This window comes from Streptacidiphilus sp. MAP12-20, from assembly GCF_041262525.1.
In the GTDB taxonomy this organism is placed as follows: Bacteria; Actinomycetota; Actinomycetes; order Streptomycetales; family Streptomycetaceae; genus Streptacidiphilus.
In genome coordinates this window covers 73,644-89,500 of sequence record NZ_JBGCCK010000002.1, presented here as the reverse complement: position 1 = coordinate 89,500, position 15,857 = coordinate 73,644, and the positions used below count along the sequence as shown (strand labels likewise).

The window sequence follows — 15,857 nt, the reverse complement described above, 5'->3', positions numbered from 1 at the left end:
AGCGCTCAAGCAGACCCGAGGCCTTTCGCTGCGGGAACTCCAGCGGCGCACCGGGCTCCCGCGCAGCACTATCGCGCACACCCTGAGCCCCGACCGCCCGCAGCTTCCGCCGCTTGACCGCGTCACCGCGCTGCTCCGCGCTCTGGACGCGAACGAGGAGCAGGCGAAGGCCTGGGGCGAGGAGTGGATCCGCATCCAGCGGACCGTGCTGCAGGAGAAGAGTCGCGCGTCGGCGCCCCCAGCCGGACCTGCTCCGGCCGAGCCCCAGGTCCAGGCCGAGGCCCCGACCCTCCCGACAACTCCGACTCCCGCTCCGACTCTCACGGCGGCCGCACCCGCACCCGCACCCGCCCGGCGCGGCCGCGGAAGCCGGGCGCGGCGAGCGGTCACGCACGGGGCGGCGCTGATTCTCGGCCTGCTGCTCGGCGTGGGCGGCACCCTCGCACTCACCGGCCCTCGGGTGCCGCTCGGCTACCCCACCGATCCGACCGGCTGCCCCTCGGGCGTCGCTCCCGCGTCACCCGGCTCCTACGTCCCCCAAGGAGCCGACGTCCCACAGGCGTCCACGGGAACCCCCGGGCCGAGCTGGATCGCACGCCCCGCCTCGGAGGCCGCTCGCCTCGACGGCACCGAGGTCGTGCTGCCCTTCATCCGTGAGGTGTCCGCCGGGGACACCCTGGTGGTCACCGTCATGCTGACCAGCACCTGCGCCGGCGAGGTCCACGCCAAGGACAGCCAGGGCAACACCTATCGGATCGCCGGCGACGTCACCGACGCCTCCCGCCACCGAACCCTGGTCCTGGTCGCTTTCGACGTGCGTCCGCTGGGCACCGCCGACCAGATCACGCTCAGCTACCCGCACTCGAGCAAGTACCACGTGGCCGTCGACGAGTTCCGCGGGATCCACGCCGTCGCCGGACACGCCGAGGGCTACGGTCCCTTCGGCGGCACGGCCTTCAGCACGAGCCGGCATCCGCTCACCTGCAGGAGCGGGGATCTCATGGTCGGCGCGGTGGGCACCAACACCGGCACCGCACCGCAGTTCGTCGCGGGCTGGACCGACCTGCCCGTCCTCGAGCTCTCCTCCTACAAGCTCACGACCGCCTACCGCGTCGCCTCCGACGAAGCGCGCTGCGCGGCGACCGGGACGACCACCGCGCAGTGGGGTGCAGTCCTGGTCACCTTTCGCTGACGCGGGTCATGCCCCGTCCCGCGCGGGCCAGAGGGCCGGGTGCGCGGGACGGGGCCACGGGTGCGCGGTGACTAGCCCGCGACCGTTGCCTGCCGCGCGGACGGGGCCGGCTCGCGGCGGCCGTCGGCGTCGAGCGCGCGGAGGATGTCCGACACGCTCTGCTCGGCGTCGCCGAACAGCATGCTGCTGTTCTCGCGGAAGAACAGCGGGTTCTGCACGCCCGCGTAGCCGGAGGCCATGGAGCGCTTGAAGACGATCACCTGCTCCGCCTCCCAGACCCGCAGCACCGGCATACCCGCGATCGGGCTCGAAGGATCGTCCATCGCCGCCGGGTTCACCGTGTCGTTGGCTCCGATCACGAGCACCACCGAGGTCTCGGCGAAGTCGTCGTTGATCTCGTCCATCTCCAGCACGATGTCGTACGGCACCTTGGCCTCGGCCAGCAGCACGTTCATGTGCCCCGGCAGACGGCCGGCGACGGGGTGGACCCCGAAGCGGACCTCGACGCCGCGCTCACGAAGGCGTCGGGTCAGCTCGGCGACGGGGTGCTGGGCCTGGGCCACGGCCATGCCGTAGCCGGGCGTGATGATCACGGACCGGGCCTGCTCCAGCAGCTCCGCCGCCTCCACGGCGCGGATCTCGCGGTGCTCGCCCTGCTCCTCCTCGCCGCCCTTCGGCGCCTCGATGCCGAAGCCGCCCGCGATGACGGAGAGGAAGGACCGGTTCATCGCCTTGCACATGATGTAGGACAGGTAGGCGCCGGAGGAGCCGACCAGCGCGCCGGTGACGATGAGCAGGTTGTTGTTCAGCAGGAAGCCGGCCGCGGCCGCCGCCCAGCCCGAGTAGCTGTTCAGCATCGAGACGACGACGGGCATGTCGCCGCCGCCGATCGAGGCCACCAGATGCCAGCCCAGTGCCAGCGCCAGCACCGTCACCGCGACCATCAGCGGCAGGTTCGGGCCAGCGGTGAACCAGACCGTCAGCGCCACGAACGCCGCCAGCGCGCCGAGGTTCAGCCCGTTCTTGCCAGGGAGCATCAGCGGGCGCGAGTTGGTCCGCCCGGACAGTTTCAGGAAGGCGACGATCGAGCCGGTGAAGGTGACCGCGCCGATGAAGATGCCGATGAACACCTCGGCGTGGTGGATGCCCAGCAGGTCGGCGCCGATCCTGGTCTGCGCGGAGCCGTGCGACTCCACCTCCAGGTAGCTGTTCCAGCCGACGAGCACCGCCGCGAGACCCACGAAGCTGTGCAGGACCGCGATGAGTTCCGGCATCTGCGTCATCTCGACGCGCCGCGCCCGCCACAGACCGATCGCCGCGCCGAGCGCCATCGCCAGCACGATCAGCGCGACCGCCCCTGCGGAGATGCTCTGCGCCGCCACCACGATGGTGGCGACCAGAGCCAGGGCCATGCCCGCGATGCCGTAGGCGACACCGGCGCGTGAGGTGCGGTGCTGGGAGAGGCCGGCCAGGCTGAGGATGAACAACAGGGCGGCGACCAGGTCGGCCGCGTGGGAGGCCGTCGTTGAGGTCATCGGGGCTCAGCCTTTCGAGAACATGGACAGCATGCGGCGGGTGACGGCGAAGCCTCCGAAGATGTTCACGCTCGTCAGGAGGACCGCCACGAAGGACAGCGTGGTGACGACCCAGCTCTCGTGCCCGATCTGGAGCAGGGCGCCGATCACGACGATGCCGGAGATCGCGTTGGTCACCGACATCAGCGGGGTGTGCAGCGCGTGGTGCACCTTGCCGATGACGTAGTAGCCGATCACCACGGCCAGCGCGAACACCGTGAAGTTCTCGGCCAGTTGGGCCGGGGCGAAGGCGACAAGACCGAACATCGCGAGCATCCCGGCGCCGATCAGCCCGAAGCGCGCCGCCGGGGTCAGCCGCGACTCCTTCTGCTCCGCGGCCTTCGGGGGCGCGGCCACCGGCTGCGCGGCGGGCGCGGCGGAGACCGCCACGGCCGGCGGCGGCCAGGTCACCTCGCCCGCCCGCGCGACGGTGACGGCCCGCTGCACGACGTCGTCGAAGTCGAGCGTCAGCCGGCCGTCCTTGCCGGGGGTGAGCAGCTTGAGCAGGTTGGCCAGGTTGGTGCCGAACAACTGCGAGGCCTGGGCGGCCAGCCGGGACGCGAGATCGGTGTAACCGATGATGGTCACCCCGTTGTCGGTCACGATCGCCCGCCCGGCGACGGTCCCCTCGACGTTGCCGCCCGAGGCCGCGGCCATGTCGACGACGACGCTGCCCGGCTTCATCGCCGCCACGTCCGCGGCGGTGAGCAGGCGCGGTGCGGGACGGCCGGGGATCAGCGCGGTGGTGATGACGATGTCCACGTCCTTGGCCTGCTCGTGGTAGAGCTCGGCGGCGGCGCGGTCGTAGTCGGCGGAGGTCGCCTTGGCGTAGCCGTCGGTGCTCGCCTCCTGGGCGACGTTGACGGGCAGGTACTCGCCGCCCAGCGACTTCACCTGGTCGGCCACCTCGGGCCGCGGGTCGGTGGCCCGCACGATCGCGCCCAGGCTGGAGGCGGCGCCGATGGCCGCGAGACCGGCCACACCCGCGCCGGCGATCAGCACCTTCGCCGGCGGCACCTTGCCGGCGGCCGTCACCTGCCCGGTGAAGAACCGTCCGAAGACATGCGCGGCCTCGATCACCGCCCGGTACCCGGCGATGTTCGCCATCGACGACAGCACGTCCATCGACTGCGCGCGCGAGATGCGCGGCACGGCGTCCAGCGCCAGCGCGGTCACTCCGCGTGCCGCGAGCGACTCGAGGAGCTCGGGCCGCTGCGCCGGAGCCAGCAGGCCGACGACCGTCGCGCCCTCGCGAAGCCGCGCGATCTCCCCGTCCGAGGGAGCGTTGACCTTCAGAACGACATCCGCGTCCCAGGCCTCGCCGATGCTCGCCCCGGCCTCGGCGTAGGCCTGGTCGCCGAAGCCGGAGGCCGCGCCGGCCTCGGACTCGACGACGACCTCGTAACCGAGGCCCAGCAGCAGACGCACGGTCGACGGCGTCGCCGCGACGCGCGTCTCCCCAGAGGTGGACTCGGCGACCACTCCGATGCGCTGCGGCGGGTGGTGCGCGGGTTCTTGTGCAGACATGTCTCGCGTCTCTCGTCAGAGGAAGGTGTGACGGGGATCCGGGATCGGGGAGTCGTTGGAAGTCCTTCCCCCCTGGACGCAGGAACCTACCCGTCCGACACCCTCACACCGACCGGAGAGGGTCGTGATCTGTTTCACTCTGCTCTGCGGCGGCGCGTACGGATCGTGTACCGAATGACGGAGAGTGAAATCCGGTGGCCGTAGGTCGGATCAGCGCCTGCTTGGTAGCGTGGCTTCGGCCATGTTCTGTACAGCGCGGGTGTGTGATGGACGACCAGGTGGAAGTTCCTTTCGGCAGGTTCGCGACGGTGCGCAGGGCACTCGACGCGGTCGACGTGCTGGCCGCTCCGGTGACGGAGGCGTTGCGGACGTGGGGTTCGCGCGAGGCTGCGGAGTCGGTGCTGTATGTGGACACCGACCCTGACAAGGCCGACACCGCGGTCTTCTGCGAGGCCTACGACGTCCCGGCCGAGGTGTCGGCGAACTGCGTGGTGGTGGCCGCGAAGCGGGGCGGGATCAGCACTCTCGCGGCCTGCCTCGCCCTGGCCGACGCCCGGGTGGACGTCAACTCGACCGTACGGAAGCATCTCGGCGCCCGCCGGGCCTCCTTCGCCGCGATGGACGTGGCGGTGAGCGAGAGCGGCATGGAGTACGGCGGGATCACTCCCGTCGGCCTGCCGGCCTCCTGGCCGCTGCTGATCGACGCGGCGGTGGCCGAGGCGCCGTTCGTCCTGGTCGGCAGCGGCCGGCGGCGCGGAAAGCTGATCCTCCCGGGCTGGGCCCTGTCCCGCCTCCCCGGCGCGGAGGTCCTCCAGGGCCTCGCCACCGCGCAGTAGCGAGGCCGGGCGCGGTCAGCCGTTCTTGGCCAGGTCGGCGATCGAGGTCAGCTGGTACTTGTCCGCCGTCGCCTTGGTGACCACGATGGCGTCCTTGTCCTGGGCGCTGGACTGGTCGAGGACGGTGAGCGGGGCCGGGACGGCCTTCTGCAGCGCCGCGAAGACGTCGGCCGAGGAGACCGCCGTGGCCTTCGGGTCGAAGTACTGCAGCAGCACGCCGCTGTACTCGGGGATCAGGTCGATCGAGCCGTCCTTGAGACCGGGGACGTAGGTCTCCCTGCTGCCGATGTTCAGCCGGGTCGTCACGTTGGCGCCCTGGACGCGGAGAGCCTCGGCGTAGATCTCGGCGAGGAGGACGCTCTCCTGGAAGTTGGCCGAGCCGACCTTGAGCGCGGTGCCAGCCGCGCCCGTGCCGGTCTTGTCGAGGCCCTGCTGGGCCAGCCAGCCCTTGGCGACGGCCGCCGGGTCCTGCTTGTCGGTGATCACCTTGACGTCGAGGGCGGCGAGCGTGGCGGTGTCGAGCTTGTCCGAGACGGCCTTGAGCGCGGCGGTGACGCCCGGCGTCGCCTTCGCCTTGTTGATCAGCGGCAGCACGTTCTGCGCGGCGTAGAGGTTCTTCGGGTCCTGGAGGACGACGAAGCCGTTGGCCGCGATCGAGGGGTCGGTGGTGAAGATGTCACCGGCGTCGATCTGACCGCTCTTCAGCGCGTTGATGGTCAGCGGGCCGCCCGCGTCGAGGGCCTTGTAGGAGCCGAACACGACGCCGTAGACCCGCTGGAGGCCGGGAAGGCCGTCGGAGCGGGTCTTGAACTCCGGTGAGCCGCCGAGGATCAGCTTCGACGCGACGGTCGCACCGCCGCCGCCGGAGGCGACGCTGCTGGCGCTTCCGCCCGAGAGCCCGTTGGCGCCGCTGCTGCCGCTGCTGCCGCAGGCGGTGAGCGCCACCGCGGAGGCTGCGGCGAGGACCAGCGTGAGTGCCTTCTTCATGATTTCTCCTGGAGGGGATCCGGTGAGGGCCGGACAGGGGTTTCGGTGGTCTCGGCGTCGCCCTGGGCGCTCCGCTCCGAGAAGCGGCCGGAGACGCCGGGCGAGACGGTGTAGCGCTGGACCACGGCCAGCACGAGGTCCGCGGCGACCGCCAGCAGGGCGACCAGCAGCGCTCCCGCATTGCGCTCGGCGAAGTTCTGGCTGGCCTGCCCGTCGTAGACGAAGCGGCCCAGACCGCCGAGGCCCAGGTAGGCGGCGACGGTGGCGGTCGCGATGACCTGGAGGGCGGCGCTGCGCAGGCCGGAGAAGATCAGCGGCAGGGCGTTCGGCAGCTCGACCCGCCGCACCACCTGGCCGCCGCGCATGCCCATGCCTGCTGCCGCGTCCCGCACGTCCGGGTCGACGTTCTCGACGCCCGCGAAGGTGGTGGACAGGATCGGCGGGATCGCCAGCAGGACCAGCACGATCTCGGTCGGCAGCAGGTAGACGGTGTCGCCGCGGCCGTGGATGTGCGGGGCCAGCATCACGTAGAGCAGGATCAGCAGGCCGACCACGGGCAGCGCGCGCACGGCGTTGGCCGCGGTGACCAGCCATCGGCCGCGGCCGGTGTGCCCGATCAGCAGTCCGGCGGGCAGGGCCAGCACGGTGGCGATCACCAGGGCGATCAGCGCGTACTGGAGGTGGGACACGAGCTGGTCGAAGACCCCGCCGGTGGCGGTCCAGTTCCCCGGGTCGTTGAGCCACTGGATCACGAGCGGCCCACCGCCCTGCGCCAGGGGGTGGCCAGCCACGTGCCGCCCACCACCAGTAGGTCGAGCAGCAGCGCCAGCAGCACGCACAGCACGATGCCGAGGGTGATCGGCGGGTAGTAGGGGTTGCCCACCGAGAGCTGGAAGCCAGTGGTGAACAGCTGGCCGAGATTGGGGACCCCGATGGTGCCTGCCACGGCGACCAGGCTGACGTTGGCGACCACGGCGACCCGCACGCCTGCGGCGATCACCGGCACCGCGAGCGGCAGCTCCACCTTCCACAGCCGCTGACGTCGGGTCAGTCCCATCGCGGTGGCCGCCTGCGCGACATCCTCCGGCACCGCCGTCAGTCCGTCGGCCACCACCCGGACGAGCAGCGCCACGGTGTAGACGGTGAGCGCGACGGCGACGTTGATCGGGTCGAGGATCTGGGTGCCGATGAGGCTCGGCATCGAGACGAACAGGGCGATCGACGGGATGGTGTAGAGCAGGCCCGCGGCGGTGACCAGCGGCGGGTAGGTCCACTTGTACCTGCGGGCGAGCCAACCCAGCGGGAGGGAGATCAGCAGGCCCAGCACGACCGGGACCGCGGACAGCCAGGCGTGGTAGCCGAGCCAGTTCAGCACCTCGCTGCGGTGCTCGCGGAAGTACCCGAACATGCCCAGCGGTGAGGAGTCGACGGCGAGGACGGCGTGCAGGGCCATCAGGAGGCCGCACCTCCCGGCATCTCGGGGTCGGGCCGGTAGCGCTCCGGCCGTTGGGGATCGGGACGCCCGCGATCCGTCCGGCGCTGCTCCTCGATCCGCGCGAGCACCTCGGAGGCCGCGACCGTGCCGAGCAGCCGGCCCTCCGCGTCGACGATCACACCGCGCCCGCTGGGCGAGGAGAGGGCGGCGTCCAGCGCCTCGCGCAGGGTCGCGCTCTCGGTGGCGAGTGTGCCGCCGAGGTTCAGCCGTTCCGGGGCCACCTCCCCGGAGAGTGCCGCGTCGGCGGGACCGCCGGTGCGGAGCCAGCCCTGCGGCCGGTCCTCCGCGTCGATGACCAGGACCCAGCCGTCCTCGGCGAGGCTCCTGGCCTGGTCGAGCCGCGTACCGAGCCGGACGGCCGGGTCCTGGCGGATCGGCAGGCTGCCGGCCACGGCGAAACCGAGCGCGCGGTAGCCCCGGTCGCGTCCGACGAAGCCGGCCACGAAGGTGTCGGCAGGGTCGGACAGCAGCTCGGCGGGCGTGGCGAGTTGAGCGAGCCGTCCGCCGGTCCTGAGCACCGCGACCTGGTCGCCGAGCTTGACGGCCTCGTCGATGTCGTGCGTGACGAAGACGATCGTCTTGCCGAGCTCGCCCTGGAGCCGCAGGAACTCGTTCTGCAACTGCTCACGCACGACCGGGTCGACGGCGCTGAACGGTTCGTCCATCAGCATCACCGGAGGGTCGGCGGCCAGCGCCCTGGCGACGCCGACGCGCTGCTGCTGGCCGCCGGAGAGCTGGGCCGGGTAGCGCTTGGCGAGCTGGGACGGCAGCCCGACGCGTTCCATCAGCTCCCGGGCGCGGGCCCTGGCCCGCTTCCTGTCGTGGCCGATCAGCTCCGGCACGGTCGTGATGTTGTCCAGGATGGTGCGGTGCGGGAACAGCCCGGCGTGCTGGATCACGTAGCCGATGCCCCGGCGCAGTTCGTGCGTGGGAACGGAGGCGGTGTCGCGGTCGTCGAGCCAGATGCGGCCGCCGGTCGGTTCGATCATCCGGTTGATCATGCGCAGGCTGGTGGTCTTGCCGCAGCCCGACGGCCCGACCAGAACCGTGATCCGGCCGGAGGGCGCGACCAGATCGAGCTGGTCCACCGCGACCGTGCCGTCCGGGTACGCCTTGGTGACGGATTCGAACCGGATCACGAGGCATTCGCCTCTCCGGTTCGGTCCCTTCGTGGCGCTGCTCCGGCGCTCGCCCACCATCGCGGCTGATTCATACGACGTGAAACGCCCTTTCGGTCGGAGGCCCGGTGTCGGCCGCTGCTGCGTGGCGGCAGCCGGCTTCCATCGAACTGTCCAGGGCGCCGCGGGCGCGGGCGACGCGCTCGAAGACGTAGGCCGAACGGGTGAGCAGGATGCCTAATGCGTACGCCTGTTCGAGTATGGCGGGGTGGTGTCGCCCCGGTCAGGGCTGGATCTGGAGTCCGGCCTCCCGTAGTGCCTGGCGCAGCTGCTCCACGCCTGGCGCGCCCTGCGTGCGGCCGTCCTGGCTCCGGTAGAGGCGGCAGGAGACGCTGGGCTCGGCGCCGGGTTCGGCGAACGGGTCGATGCCGTCGAGGAGGACGGTGGGGGAGCCGGTCATGCCCCACCGCGTGGCATCGTCCTGGCCGGCTACCTCCACGAACGCCAGGTCGGCCGGGTGGCCGCCGAGCGCGGCGGCGATCCGCTCGGTGATCACCGGGGCGTTGGGGCAGTCGGGGACGGTGAGCACGGTGATCTGCACGGGGTGGTCCTCCGGATCGGTCGGATCAGTCGGTACTGTCGCTGCTGTCGGGGATGCGGTCACAGCAGTCCAGCGCGGCGGCGTTGTCCCTGGCCAGCGCGCGGGCCAGCGCGACCAGGTTCGCGACGCGCGGATCGCCGACGGAGTAGCGCAGTCTCTTGCCGTCGCGGCGGGCGGTCACGTAGCCGCAGTCGACCAGGCAGGAGAGGTGGACCGACACCCGGGGCTGCGAGACGCCCACGTGCTCGATGCAGTCGGCGGAAGTGCGCTCGCCGGCGAGGATGAACTGCAGCAGGGCGAGCCGGGTCGGATCCGCCAGCGCGCGGAAGAACCGGGCCACCGTGTCGGTGTGCGAGCAGTCGTCGTCGCCGACTGTGGGTGCGGCCGCGTCGGTGAGGACTTCGGTATCGGTCACGCCGGACGCCTCCACGACTCCAGATATTCGCCTTCGCGAATAGTATGGCGACACTGCAGCTCTTCGGCAAACCGCACGGCACCAGCGCCGGCGGCTTGGCGTGGCTGAGCGGGCGGGGGGCCAGGACCACCGGCATGCTGGGAGAGGTGTGATGACCATGTGCCAGGGAGCACTTCAGGGAGCGGCGGCGGATGGCGGCAGGGAAGAAGCAGGACGCGACCGGCCCGGAGGGCCGACGGGCCAAGGCAGCGGCGGCGCGGGCCGAGGCGGCCCGGCATGAGCGGCGGCGTCGCATGCTGCTGCGCGGTGGTATCGCCGTGGCCGTGGCGGCGGTGATCGCCGGCGCGGTCCTGGTGGCAGTGCGTGGCGGCGGATCGAGTGGGTCCGGTTCGTCGTTCGGGATCCCGTCGCAGCCCCGCACCACGGCGGAGGGCCGCACGACTCTGCCGCCGTGGAGCGCCCCGGCCGACGCGGCGGCGGCGGTCAAGGCCGCAGGGCTGCCGATGCTGTCCAGCGAGGGCAGCGCCCTGCACATCCACGCCCACCTGGACGTCTACACCGACGGCAAGGCGACGACGGTGCCCGCTGACATCGGGATCGACGTGAGCGCGCAGCAACTCAGTCCGCTGCACACCCACGACGAGTCCGGTGTCATCCATGTGGAGTCACCGGTGCAGGCCGTCTTCTCACTGGGCCAGTTCGTGACCCAGTGGCAGGTGTCGATGGCGGCCGACCACATCGGCGGGCTGAAGACCGACGCGACGCACTCCTTCTCCGCCTACGTCAACGGGACCAAGGTTTCGGGCGACCCGGCCGCGATCATCCTGCACGCACACGACGAGATCGCCCTGGTCTACGGCACCGCGGCGGAGAACGCGGCGGTGAAGGTGCCGAGCTCCTACGCCTGGCCCAGCGGCCTATGACGCTGTGACGCTGTGACGCCGGATCACGACCCGGATTCGGCGAGGCCGCTGCGGTGGGCGAAGACGACGAGCTGGGCGCGGTCGCGGGCGCCGACCTTGATCATGGCCCGGTTGGCGTGCGTCTTGACGGTGGCAGGGCTGAGCACCAGCCGCGCGGCGATCTCGTCGTTGGACAGCCCGGTGGCCACGAGCGCGGTGATCTGCCGTTCCCGGTCGGTGAGCGCCTCCAGTTGGCGGCGCGCGGTGTCGTCCATGGGCCGACTGGGTGCGGGGGAGGCGAGGAACCGGCTGATCAGGGTTCTGGTCGCGGCGGGCGACAGCAGCGCCTCTCCCCGGTGGACCGTGCGAACGGCCTGCAGCAGGTCCTCCGCGTCGGCGCTCTTGCCCAAGAAGCCGCTCGCCCCGGCGCGCAGCGCCTCGAAGACGTACTCGTCGATCTCGAAGGTGGTGAGGATCAGAACCTTCACCCCGGCGAGGTCCTCGTCGCCGGTGATCATGCGGGTGGCCGCGAGGCCGTCCAGGACCGGCATGCGGATGTCCATCAGGACCAGGTCGGCCCGGGCGGATCTGGCCAGCCGCACCGCTTCGCGCCCGTCACCCGCCTCGCCGACCACCTCCAGGTCCGGCGCGGACGCGATCAGGGCCTTGAAGCCGCTGCGCAGCAGGGGCTGGTCGTCGGCGATGACGACGCGGATGGTCACGGGGCGCGCTCCGGGGCGAGGTCGAGGGGCTGGTAGGGGAGGCCGGCTGCCACGTGGAAGCCGCCGTCCGGGCGCGGTCCGGCGGTGAAGTGTCCGCCGAGCGCGAGAACCCGTTCGCGCATGCCGACGATGCCGTGCCGACCGTGGCGACCGTACCGACCGGCGGGGTCGGGTTCCGTGGCGAGGGCGTATCGGTCTGCCGTGCTCCCGATCCCGATCCCGAGGCCGTTCCCAGTCCCCAGGTCCTCGACCGTGATGCGCAGTTCCTGCCGGTGGTAGGCGAGAGTGAGACGTGCCTGCCGCCCGCCGGAGTGCTTGTAGACGTTGGTCAGCGACTCCTGGATCACGCGGTACGCGGTGAGGTCGGTCGCGGGCGCCAGCGGGACGACGGCGCCCTCGGTGGCGTGATCGACATCCAGGCCGGAGGCGCGCAGAGCGGCGAGCAATTCGTCGAGGCCGTCCAGTCCCGGCGTGGGAGCCGCCGTGGGGGCGACGGGGTCTCCCGGTTGCCGGAGCAGGCTGACCGTGTCGCGCAGTTCCCCCAGGGCCTTGCGGCTCGCGGACTTGACGTGGGCGAGGGCTTCGCGAGCCGCCGCGCCGTCGTGGTCGATGGCTTGTCCGGCGACGTCCGACTGGACGCTGATGAGCGCGAGTTGGTGTCCCACCGCGTCGTGCAGGTCGCGGGCGATCCGCAGTCGCTCCTCGGCGACGCGGTTCCGCGCGTCCTGCTCGCGGTCGAGTTCCGCGCGCGCGGCGCGCCGCTCGACCTCGGCGAGGTAGGCGCGGCGGTTGCGGGAGGAGTCGCCGGCCGCGAGGGCCAGACCGCCCAGCGCGATGAACGCCAGATTCCCCGGGCCGAGCAGCGCCGGCCGGTGCACTGCGTGCATCAACGCCAGCGCGGCGACCGCCAGACCGCCGAGAAGCACGCCGCGCCGGCGTCCCACCAGGTCGGCGACGGTGAAGAGGGCGATCAACGGAGCCAGCACGATCAGCATCCCGCTGCTGCCGCCGACCTGGACGAGAAACACCTCGGTGGCCACGGCGCTGACCCCCAGCACGGTCAGCGGAAGACGGCGTCGCCCGGCCAGCGCCCCGCAGGCCAGCGCGGCGGAGCCGATCGCGAGGGCGCGGTCGCCCGCGACGGCCGCGGACCCATGACCGGCGAAGGTGGTCGCCATCGTGGCCGCGAAGACCGCCAGCGCGATCGTCAGGTCCGCCGCATGCGCGTGCCGGCGCGCGGTGCGACGCAGGTGGCGGATGACGTTCATGCCTTCACCTTAGGCGGGCTCCTCCGGGGTGCCGTCAGCCCTGCGTCGCGGCCGGGCGTACCGCGGACGCGGTAGACGGGCCGGTAACCACCGCGGATGCGGTAGCCGGGGTTGCCGTGGCCGGGCGACGACACGCGGGCGGCGAGATCGGGAGGGTGGTTGCGGCACCCGAATCCGAGTGCCATGGAACCCAGCGAAGGGGCGACCCCGATGAACACGATCTCCTCACCCGCACCGCGCCGGAGGACCCCATGACCGGTGGCATCACGATGGACCGCCTGACCAAGCGCTACGGGTCGGTGACGGCAGTCGACCGACTGACCTTCGCGGTCGAGCCCGGGGTGGTGACCGGCTTCCTCGGGCCCAATGGAGCCGGCAAGACCACCACGCTGCGGATGCTCCTCGGCTTGGTGACGCCGACGGAGGGGCAGGCTCTGATCGACGGCCGCCACTACGCCGAGCTGACCGACCCGAGGCGGGTCGTCGGCGCGGTGCTGGAGGCGACCGGCTTCCACCCCGGCCGACGTGGGCGCGATCACCTGCGGATCCTCGCCGAGGCGAGCGGCATCCCGCAGTCGCGCGTCGAGGAGGTACTGGACCGCGTCGGCCTGGCTGATGCCGCGGGTCGACGCGTGGGCGGCTACTCGCTCGGCATGCGCCAGCGTCTCGGTCTGGCCTCGGCGCTGCTCGGTGACCCCCAGGTGCTGATCCTGGACGAGCCCGCCAACGGACTGGACCCGGCGGGCATGGCCCAACTGCGGGAACTGCTCCGCTCCCTGGCCGGCGAGGGCCGCACGGTGCTGATGTCCAGTCATGTGCTCAGCGAGGTGGAGCAGACCGTCGACCGCGTGGTCATCGTCGCCGGCGGCACGCTGCGCTTCGCAGGTCCGCTGGCCGAACTGACCGGCGCGAAGGGGGAGACGCTCGAAGCCGCGTTCCTCCGGGTGACGTCGAACACCGACACCGCCACCGCCACCGACACCGACCCTGCGACCGGCGCCGTCACGGCACCGGTTCGCGGCTGACCGCGAGGAGTGAACGACATGCAGAGTCTGATCCGCACCGAGGTGTTGAAGCTGCGCACCGTCCGCAGCCCGTGGCTGCTGCTGGCCGCGTGCCCCCTGCTGGTGATCGCCGGCGTCAGCGGCCTGGTGGTCTCCAGCAAGACGGCTCTCGACGCGACCAAACAGGGCGAGGCGCTCGCGCACGTGGGGCTGAGCTCGATGTTCACCCTCGTCTTCGGGATCCTCGCGGTCGCGGGCGAGTACCGGCACAAGACGATCACCGACACGTATCTGAGCACTCCGGCCCGAGGACGCGTCATCGGCGCGAAGCTCCTGGTCTACGCGGTCCTGGGAGCGCTGGCCGGGACCGCGGCCGGCCTGGTGGGACTCGGCGTCGCGGCGGCCTGGTGGTCGGACAAGGGCGTGTCCTTCGTCTGGGGGGACGCCCAGATGTGGACCACGATCGGCGGCGGCGTCGCCTGGGCCGCGGCCTTCGCCGCCATCGGCGTGGGGGTCGGCGCGCTCGTCCGTAGCCTCGTCGGTGCGATCGCGGTCGCGCTGGCGTGGGTCGCGCTGGTCGAAGGCGTCGTCGGCCAACTGATCGGCAACCTCGCCCGCTGGCTTCCGTTCAACGCCGGCCAGGCGCTCGGCGCCGGGTCCAGGGCGATGGTGTCGGGGAACCTGTTGCCGCGCTGGGGCGGTGGGGCCGTCCTGGCCCTCTACGTGCTCGCGTTCGCGGTGCTCGCCGTGACCACATCCATGCGCCGCGACGTGTCCTGACACCGACCCTGACACCGACCCTGGCCGGACCCCGACCCTAGCGCCGTCCCACCTCACCACAGGAGGTCACGATGCACAGCTCGTCTTCCCACAGCGACCTGATCCGCAACCACTTCCGGGGCGTCGCCGCGCTGCTGTTGCGGCGTCGCCGCCCGGTCGCGTCGGCCCGCGATGAGGCGGTCCGCTCCGTCGGCCGGGTCCGGACGCCGAAGAGCGTCCGCTACGGCAAGCAGCTGTGCAGCCACGCGACCTGGCGGGCCGCAAGAGCCGAGTGGACGGAGCCCGAGGGTCTGATCGTGTTCCCCGGCGGCGCGGGGACCTGCCGGATCACGGCTGAGCCGGAGTGCCTGGTGCTCACGGTCGAGGCCGCCGACCCGGCGGCGCTGGCGGAGATTCAGCGGGTCCTCGGCGGCAATGTCGAACGCTTCGCCGCCCGCGACGGACTCACGGTCGACTGGACGGCCGACTGACCCCCACCACCGGCGTGTCGGTCGGCCGTGGGGTCGGGGGATTCGCCGCCCATCTCGTAGGCTCGGCGGATGGCGAAGTATTTCGACGTGCACCCGCAGAATCCGCAGCAGCGCGTCCTCAGCAACGTGGCTGACCTCATCCGGTCGGGCGCGCTCATCGCGTACCCGACGGACTCGTGCTTCGCCCTGGGGTGCCAGCTCGGGAACCGCGACGGCCTGGCCCGAATCCGGTCGATCCGGCATCTCGACGACCGTCACCACTTCACGCTGGTGTGCCAGAACTTCGCGCAGCTGGGGCAGTTCGTGCATATCGACAACAACGTGTTCCGCGCGATCAAGGCGGCGACGCCGGGCAGCTACACCTTCATTCTCCCCGCGACGAACGAGGTGCCACGGCAGTTGCTGCACCCGAAGAAGCGGACGGTCGGTGTCCGGATTCCCGACCACGTCGTCACGCAGGCGCTGCTCGCCGAACTCGGCGAGCCGCTGCTGTCCAGCACGCTGCTCCTGCCGGGCGAGGACGAGCCGATGACGCAGGGCTGGGAGATCAAGGAACGGCTCGACCACGAGGTGGACGCCGTGCTCGACTCGGGGGACTGCGGCACCGAGCCGACCACGGTCATCGACTTCTCCAGCGGCAGCGCCGAAATCGTCCGCCGAGGGGCGGGCGACACCGCGCGGTTCGAGTAGGTCCGACCGGCCGCGTGACGCTCAACTCCCGCCGCTCAGCACCGGATCGGCCGCAGGCGCGGCCGGAACCGGCGACGTCCTGCGGCCGCCGCCCGCCTGGATCCGGCGCACGAGCAGCTGGACGCCGAGCGCGCCGAGCGTCGCGGCGCCGAACGCCGCCGGGCCGCCCGCGGGCTCGGTGAGGACCGCCACCAGGAAGCAGAACGCGGCGAATCCCCATGGCCCGCGTCCGTGGTCCGTCGTTCGCATGGGCGAACCGGCGAGGTACTGGTCGGG

Annotated in this window: 18 protein-coding genes and 1 pseudogene; 8 read left to right on the top strand and 11 right to left on the bottom strand. The window is 71.8% G+C overall.

What is annotated here, in order from left to right:
- Window positions 1–10: 10 nt before the first annotated feature.
- Both ABIA32_RS02665 and ABIA32_RS02660 read left to right on the top strand, forming a co-directional pair.
- Window positions 11–157 (top strand): annotated as a pseudogene (locus ABIA32_RS02665) (helix-turn-helix domain-containing protein); the annotation flags it as partial.
- Between the two features lie 48 nt (window positions 158–205).
- The gene (locus ABIA32_RS02660; protein WP_370092102.1) at window positions 206–1,192 is read left to right on the top strand and encodes a hypothetical protein; all 987 of its coding nucleotides are present in this window, start codon (window positions 206–208) and stop codon (window positions 1,190–1,192) included.
- A gap of 71 nt (window positions 1,193–1,263) precedes the next feature.
- On the opposite strand, the gene pntB is transcribed toward ABIA32_RS02660, so the two are convergent.
- Window positions 1,264–2,727 (bottom strand): Re/Si-specific NAD(P)(+) transhydrogenase subunit beta, encoded by a 1,464-nt coding sequence (gene pntB / locus ABIA32_RS02655; protein WP_370092101.1) that lies wholly within the window; start codon window positions 2,725–2,727, stop codon window positions 1,264–1,266.
- 6 nt (window positions 2,728–2,733) lie between these two features.
- Window positions 2,734–4,293, bottom strand: a complete 1,560-nt coding sequence (locus ABIA32_RS02650; RefSeq protein ID WP_370092100.1) for a Re/Si-specific NAD(P)(+) transhydrogenase subunit alpha — start codon at window positions 4,291–4,293, stop codon at window positions 2,734–2,736.
- 266 nt (window positions 4,294–4,559) lie between these two features.
- On the opposite strand from ABIA32_RS02650, the gene ABIA32_RS02645 reads away from it, so the two are divergent.
- A complete protein-coding gene (locus ABIA32_RS02645) occupies window positions 4,560–5,129 on the top strand; it encodes a YbaK/EbsC family protein (RefSeq protein ID WP_370092099.1) in 570 nt (189 codons plus the stop codon).
- A gap of 15 nt (window positions 5,130–5,144) precedes the next feature.
- Here ABIA32_RS02645 and ABIA32_RS02640 read toward each other — a convergent pair whose 3' ends face one another.
- From ABIA32_RS02640 to ABIA32_RS02615, 6 genes are all read right to left on the bottom strand, one after another.
- Window positions 5,145–6,116, bottom strand: a complete 972-nt coding sequence (locus ABIA32_RS02640) for a glycine betaine ABC transporter substrate-binding protein (protein ID WP_370092097.1) — start codon at window positions 6,114–6,116, stop codon at window positions 5,145–5,147.
- Window positions 6,113–6,907 (bottom strand): ABC transporter permease, encoded by a 795-nt coding sequence (locus ABIA32_RS02635; protein WP_370092095.1) that lies wholly within the window; start codon window positions 6,905–6,907, stop codon window positions 6,113–6,115. The genes ABIA32_RS02640 and ABIA32_RS02635 overlap by 4 nt, the downstream gene beginning before the upstream one ends.
- Entirely contained in the window at window positions 6,865–7,569 is a 705-nt protein-coding gene (locus ABIA32_RS02630) for an ABC transporter permease (protein WP_370092094.1), read from the bottom strand. Before ABIA32_RS02630 ends, ABIA32_RS02635 begins: the two co-directional genes overlap by 43 nt.
- On the bottom strand, window positions 7,569–8,750 hold the full coding sequence (locus tag ABIA32_RS02625) for an ABC transporter ATP-binding protein (protein WP_370092092.1): 1,182 nt from the start codon (window positions 8,748–8,750) through the stop codon (window positions 7,569–7,571). Before ABIA32_RS02625 ends, ABIA32_RS02630 begins: the two co-directional genes overlap by 1 nt.
- A gap of 262 nt (window positions 8,751–9,012) precedes the next feature.
- Complete coding sequence (locus ABIA32_RS02620) at window positions 9,013–9,330, bottom strand: hypothetical protein (protein WP_370092090.1); 318 nt, start codon at window positions 9,328–9,330, stop codon at window positions 9,013–9,015.
- A 25-nt stretch (window positions 9,331–9,355) separates the two neighbouring features.
- Window positions 9,356–9,745: an ArsR/SmtB family transcription factor gene (locus tag ABIA32_RS02615; RefSeq protein ID WP_370092089.1), complete on the bottom strand. Its 390-nt coding sequence runs from the start codon at window positions 9,743–9,745 to the stop codon at window positions 9,356–9,358.
- 191 nt (window positions 9,746–9,936) lie between these two features.
- On the opposite strand from ABIA32_RS02615, the gene ABIA32_RS02610 reads away from it, so the two are divergent.
- A complete protein-coding gene (locus ABIA32_RS02610; protein WP_370092088.1) occupies window positions 9,937–10,668 on the top strand; it encodes a hypothetical protein in 732 nt (243 codons plus the stop codon).
- A gap of 23 nt (window positions 10,669–10,691) precedes the next feature.
- Here ABIA32_RS02610 and ABIA32_RS02605 read toward each other — a convergent pair whose 3' ends face one another.
- Window positions 10,692–11,369, bottom strand: coding sequence for a response regulator (locus ABIA32_RS02605; RefSeq protein ID WP_370092086.1), 678 nt, complete (start codon window positions 11,367–11,369; stop codon window positions 10,692–10,694).
- Complete coding sequence (locus ABIA32_RS02600) at window positions 11,366–12,637, bottom strand: sensor histidine kinase (RefSeq protein WP_370092084.1); 1,272 nt, start codon at window positions 12,635–12,637, stop codon at window positions 11,366–11,368. Before ABIA32_RS02600 ends, ABIA32_RS02605 begins: the two co-directional genes overlap by 4 nt.
- A gap of 251 nt (window positions 12,638–12,888) precedes the next feature.
- Here ABIA32_RS02600 and ABIA32_RS02595 point away from each other — a divergent pair, with 251 nt between their 5' ends.
- From ABIA32_RS02595 to ABIA32_RS02580, 4 genes are all read left to right on the top strand, one after another.
- A complete protein-coding gene (locus tag ABIA32_RS02595) occupies window positions 12,889–13,662 on the top strand; it encodes an ABC transporter ATP-binding protein (RefSeq protein WP_370092083.1) in 774 nt (257 codons plus the stop codon).
- 18 nt (window positions 13,663–13,680) lie between these two features.
- The gene (locus ABIA32_RS02590) at window positions 13,681–14,421 is read left to right on the top strand and encodes an ABC transporter permease subunit (RefSeq protein WP_370092082.1); all 741 of its coding nucleotides are present in this window, start codon (window positions 13,681–13,683) and stop codon (window positions 14,419–14,421) included.
- Window positions 14,422–14,492: 71 nt separating this feature from the next.
- Window positions 14,493–14,891, top strand: a complete 399-nt coding sequence (locus ABIA32_RS02585; RefSeq protein WP_370092080.1) for a DUF2218 domain-containing protein — start codon at window positions 14,493–14,495, stop codon at window positions 14,889–14,891.
- A 69-nt stretch (window positions 14,892–14,960) separates the two neighbouring features.
- Window positions 14,961–15,581, top strand: coding sequence for an L-threonylcarbamoyladenylate synthase (locus ABIA32_RS02580; RefSeq protein ID WP_370092079.1), 621 nt, complete (start codon window positions 14,961–14,963; stop codon window positions 15,579–15,581).
- Between the two features lie 21 nt (window positions 15,582–15,602).
- Here ABIA32_RS02580 and ABIA32_RS02575 read toward each other — a convergent pair whose 3' ends face one another.
- Window positions 15,603–15,830, bottom strand: coding sequence for a hypothetical protein (locus tag ABIA32_RS02575; protein ID WP_370092078.1), 228 nt, complete (start codon window positions 15,828–15,830; stop codon window positions 15,603–15,605).
- Window positions 15,831–15,857: the final 27 nt, after the last annotated feature.

What these genes read in the sequence shown, in the direction of transcription:
- pntB (WP_370092101.1), bottom strand. Translation starts at nt 2,727, where the DNA reads ATGACCTCAACGACGGCCTCCCACGCGGCCGACCTGGTCGCCGCCCTG.
- ABIA32_RS02650 (WP_370092100.1), bottom strand. Translation starts at nt 4,293, where the DNA reads ATGTCTGCACAAGAACCCGCGCACCACCCGCCGCAGCGCATCGGAGTG.
- ABIA32_RS02645 (WP_370092099.1), top strand. Translation starts at nt 4,560, where the DNA reads ATGGACGACCAGGTGGAAGTTCCTTTCGGCAGGTTCGCGACGGTGCGC.
- ABIA32_RS02640 (WP_370092097.1), bottom strand. Translation starts at nt 6,116, where the DNA reads ATGAAGAAGGCACTCACGCTGGTCCTCGCCGCAGCCTCCGCGGTGGCG.
- ABIA32_RS02630 (WP_370092094.1), bottom strand. Translation starts at nt 7,569, where the DNA reads ATGGCCCTGCACGCCGTCCTCGCCGTCGACTCCTCACCGCTGGGCATG.
- ABIA32_RS02610 (WP_370092088.1), top strand. Translation starts at nt 9,937, where the DNA reads ATGGCGGCAGGGAAGAAGCAGGACGCGACCGGCCCGGAGGGCCGACGG.
- ABIA32_RS02600 (WP_370092084.1), bottom strand. Translation starts at nt 12,637, where the DNA reads ATGAACGTCATCCGCCACCTGCGTCGCACCGCGCGCCGGCACGCGCAT.
- ABIA32_RS02595 (WP_370092083.1), top strand. Translation starts at nt 12,889, where the DNA reads ATGACCGGTGGCATCACGATGGACCGCCTGACCAAGCGCTACGGGTCG.
- ABIA32_RS02590 (WP_370092082.1), top strand. Translation starts at nt 13,681, where the DNA reads ATGCAGAGTCTGATCCGCACCGAGGTGTTGAAGCTGCGCACCGTCCGC.
- ABIA32_RS02585 (WP_370092080.1), top strand. Translation starts at nt 14,493, where the DNA reads ATGCACAGCTCGTCTTCCCACAGCGACCTGATCCGCAACCACTTCCGG.
- ABIA32_RS02580 (WP_370092079.1), top strand. Translation starts at nt 14,961, where the DNA reads ATGGCGAAGTATTTCGACGTGCACCCGCAGAATCCGCAGCAGCGCGTC.
- ABIA32_RS02575 (WP_370092078.1), bottom strand. Translation starts at nt 15,830, where the DNA reads ATGCGAACGACGGACCACGGACGCGGGCCATGGGGATTCGCCGCGTTC.